Below are 4,170 nucleotides of genomic sequence, written 5' to 3'. Positions count from 1 at the left end.
GCCGCGCCCTGCCTGTCCGACGCCGCGCGGCGCGAGGCGCTGGCCGGCGAAATGCTGGCCCGCTTGGCGGCCTTGCGCGCCGAATGGGCGCCGCCGCGCCGTCCGGCCGTGGTCGGCGGGCGCGCAACTTCCGGCGTTCAGGCCGGTTAAGGTCAAGGTTGATCGAGGGAAGACGTATGCCGCGACTGCTGGATCGGGCGAAGATGACGCTCAAGGCGACCGACGTGGGCCTGAGCCTGCGGCCGGTGGATCCGCACCTGCGGTTCCTGAAGCGCGTGTTCGGCGCCCTGGGCGGCGCCGCCGCCGTCGACGTCGGCGCCAGCGACGGCTTCTACAGCCGGGTGCTGGCCTCCTGCTTCGACATGGTGGTGTCGCTGGAGCCGAACCCGATCCTGGCCGCGCGTCTGGGCGAGCTGCTGCCGGCCAACTGCCTGGTGCTGGCCGCGGCGGCCGGGGCCGCGCACGGGAAAGCCACCCTGCGCGTGCCCAGGTACGCGCACGAGGAAGGCCACTACCGCGCGACCCTCAGCGACGAGAACCAGTTCGCCGGCACCCCGGTGCAGGGCGTGGACACGGTGGAGGTCGAGGTCACGCCGCTGGACGACCTGCTGCGCGTGTCGCAACGGCGGGTGGCGGTGGTGAAGATCGACACCGAAGGCTTCGAGCTGCCGGTGCTGGCCGGCGGCCGCGGCCTGCTGGTGCGCCACCAGCCGGTCATGGTGGTCGAGATCGACCGGCGGCAGAACCCGGCCGCCGACGAGGTGTTCGACGTGCTGACCGCCGAGGGCCAGAGCCTGGCCCTGGTCGAACGCGACCGGCTGGTGCGGCTGGATCGGCGTCAGTTCCAGCGCCTGCAGGCGGATCTGGCCGGGGCCGGCGGCGTGCTGGGCTACGAGCCGGTGAACTACCTGGCCTGGTGCGCGCGCGACGACGACAAGATCGCGCCGTTCGTCAGGGCCGCGCCCGCGGCCCTGCAAAGTCTGCTCGACGGCGCGGGGCCGGCCAAATCCCCCCAAGCAGCGCTTCAGCCGTCGTAAGCTTTAGCGCGTTCGGATCGCGGAATCGGGCCCGCATTTGCGGGCGCGCTCCAGATCTCCCGGGCGGAATCCCAGTGTTTTAAGCGGTCGCTCGTGAAGAGCGGCCGCTTGCTTTGTACGCAACCCCCTGGGCCGAGGGCGCCGGGCGGCGGCCTGACGCAGGGTGCGTGACCGCGCTCGGCGAGCGCCGGTCTGCAAGTTTCTTTCCTTAGATCGCCGAAACGGGGTCGCGCCTTGCGTCTGATCAGGCGTGGCCGCGCCCAGGTGCGTCAACGCGCCGCGGAAATATAGCCGAATATTCACTGAACATGTACGGCGAACGGGGCTCGATTGCGACCGCCCGTCGCTTTGATAACATCGATCAGCCGAAGTAACTTCTCGCCATAACTTGTTGGGGAGTTACCCGATGGCTGATATTACTACTATTGATTATAAAGGTAATGCTCTTCCGCTGAGCGGCGCTACTAGCAAGGGCTTCACCGGCACCAGCGCCAAGGAAACCATTAACGGTACGGCCGGCAACGACGGCATTCGTGGCGGTGGCGGCGACACCCTGGTGGGCGGCGCTGGCGACGACACCTACACCACTGAAAATCGCACCGACATTGTGATCGAGAAGGCCGGCGAAGGCGTCGACACGGTCAACGCCATCCGCAGCTTCTTCCTGCCGGACAATGTCGAGAACCTGACCCTGAACGGCTATGACTCGTTCGGCCAGGGCAACGCGCAGGCCAACATCATCAAGGGCCTGGCCGGCTCTCAGACCATCGACGGTCGCGGCGGCAACGACGTGCTGACCGGCGGCGCCGACGCCGACACGTTCATCGTGGCGCGCGGCGAGGGCAGCGACGTGATCACCGACTTCCAGGCCGGCGCCGGGAAGATGGACGTGGTGCGCCTGAAGGGCAGCTCGCTGTACACCTTCGACCAGGTCAAGGCGGCCATGGTCCAGAGCGGCTCGGACGTGGTGCTGAACCTGGGTTCGGACCAGTCGATCACCTTCCGTAACCACAAGGTGGCGGACTTCGCGGCCGACGACTTCCAGCTGCCGATCGACATGAGCAAGCTGAAGCTCACCTTCAACGACGACTTCAACACGCTGAACCGTCGTGTCGACTGGAAGGGCGCGGGCACCTGGAACACCACCTTCGGTCCGGGCACCTCGTACGACACCCGTACGCTGCCGGGTAACAAGGAACTGCAGTACTACGTGGACCCCGAGTTCAAGGGGATGGGCATGAACCCGTTCTCCGTGAACAACGGCGTGCTGACCATCACGGCCAAGCCGACCACCCAGGCGGAAAAGGACGCGATCGGCGGTACTGCGAACCAGTACACCTCGGGCACGATCAACACGAAGGGCACCTTCAGCCAGACCTACGGCTACTTCGAGATGAAGGCTGACCTGCCCGGTGGCCAGGGTCTGTGGCCGGCCTTCTGGCTGCTCCCGCAGGACGGTTCGTGGCCGCCCGAGCTGGACGTGCTGGAAATGATCGGCTCGGATCCGACCATCGCGCACACCACCACGCACTCGAAGTCGTCGGGCAAGCACACCTACGACACCAAGGCCAACTTCATCGGTGACACCACCGACGGCATGCACACCTACGGCGCCAAGTGGGACGCCAAGGACGTCACCTTCTATGTCGACGGCGTGGAAGTTTACCGCTCGGCCACTCCGGCCGACATGAACAAGCCGATGTACATGATCGCCAACCTGGCGGTGGGCGGCTCGTGGCCGGGCAGCCCGGACGGGACCACCAAGTTCCCGGCCAAGATGGATATCGACTACATCCGCGCCTACAGCCTGGACGGCAGCGGGACCACCCCGACGCCGACCCCGACTCCGACGCCCACCCCGACTCCGACTCCGACGCCCACTCCGACTCCGACGCCGACCCCGACCCCGACCCCGACGCCCACCCCGACTCCGGGCGACACCAACCTGACGGCCACCACGGGCGACGACCACCTGGTCGGCACCTCGGGCGCTGACCGCATCAACGGTCTGGCCGGCAACGACCACATCACCGGCGGCGCCGGCAACGACACCATGGACGGCGGCGCGGGCAAGGATCAGTTCATCTTCGCCGTCGGCTCCGGCCAGGACACGATCTACAACTTCAAGGGGGCTGAAGACGGCCTGAACTTCAACGGCCAGCAGGCCGCGGGTCTGAAGCCGACGGTGACCCAATCGGGCGCCGACACGGTGTTCAGCTTCTCGAACGGCGACAAGGTCACGCTGAAGAGCGTGGACATGTCGACCATCAAGAAGATCGACGATTGGCACTGGGGCGCGGCGGAAGCTTCTTCCACCACCCCGACTCCGACGCCGACCCCGACGCCCACTCCGACGCCGACCCCCACTCCGTCGCCGTCGACCCCGAACCTGGCCGCCACCGCGGGCGACGACCACCTGGTCGGCACCACGGGCGCGGACCGCATCAACGCCCTCGCCGGCAACGACCACATCACCGGCGGCGCGGGCAACGACATCATGGACGGCGGCGCGGGCGACGACATGTTCGTCTTCGCTCCGGGCTCCGGGAAGGACACGATCTACAACTTCGCCGCCGGCGGTGCGAACGACGACCTGGACTTCAGCGGCTATCAGGGCCACGGCTCGGCCCCGACCCTCGCCCAATCGGGTGCGGACGCGGTGTTCAGCTTCTCGTCGGGTGAATCGGTGACGCTGAAGAACGTAGACATCCACAACCTGGTGAAGGTCGACGACTGGCACTGGGGCTGATCCGACCTTCGGATCGATAGTTTGGGGCGGGAACCTAGGGGTTCCCGCCCCTTTCTTTTGCCCAACCGCGCAACGAAGGCGCGCCTCGCGGGTTAACGCGACACGTAGCATCAAACTTAAGCTGGAAGGCCGCATGCCCGATCGCGTACCCGTCGTTTCGGTGCTGATGGCCAACCGCGACGGGGCGGCCTATGTCGAAGCCGCCATCCGGTCCCTGCTGGACCAGACGCTCGACGATCTCGAGATCATCGTCGCCGACGACGCCTCCCGCGACGACAGCGTCGCGCGCGTCCGGCGCATGGCCGAGCGCGACCCGCGGGTGCGGGTGCTCACCGCCGAGACCGCCGGCGGACCGGCCGCCGCCCGCAACCGGGCCTTGCGCGC

The 4,170-nt window shown here is 67.5% G+C and carries 3 protein-coding genes; all 3 read left to right on the top strand.

Annotated elements, in window-relative coordinates; genetic code table 11:
* Window positions 1-176: 176 nt before the first annotated feature.
* On the top strand, window positions 177-1,037 hold the full coding sequence (locus G3573_RS20460; protein ID WP_163263510.1) for an FkbM family methyltransferase: 861 nt from the start codon (window positions 177-179) through the stop codon (window positions 1,035-1,037).
* Window positions 1,038-1,443: 406 nt separating this feature from the next.
* On the top strand, window positions 1,444-3,786 hold the full coding sequence (locus G3573_RS20455; RefSeq protein ID WP_163263509.1) for a family 16 glycosylhydrolase: 2,343 nt from the start codon (window positions 1,444-1,446) through the stop codon (window positions 3,784-3,786).
* Window positions 3,787-3,919: 133 nt separating this feature from the next.
* A partial coding sequence (locus G3573_RS20450) for a glycosyltransferase (protein WP_163263508.1) occupies window positions 3,920-4,170 on the top strand: 251 nt, incomplete at its 3' end.

Origin of the sequence: Caulobacter sp. 17J65-9, assembly GCF_010975005.1 — a bacterium.
In the GTDB taxonomy this organism is placed as follows: domain Bacteria; phylum Pseudomonadota; class Alphaproteobacteria; order Caulobacterales; family Caulobacteraceae; genus 17J80-11.
This window is presented reverse-complemented; position numbering and strand designations above follow the sequence as displayed.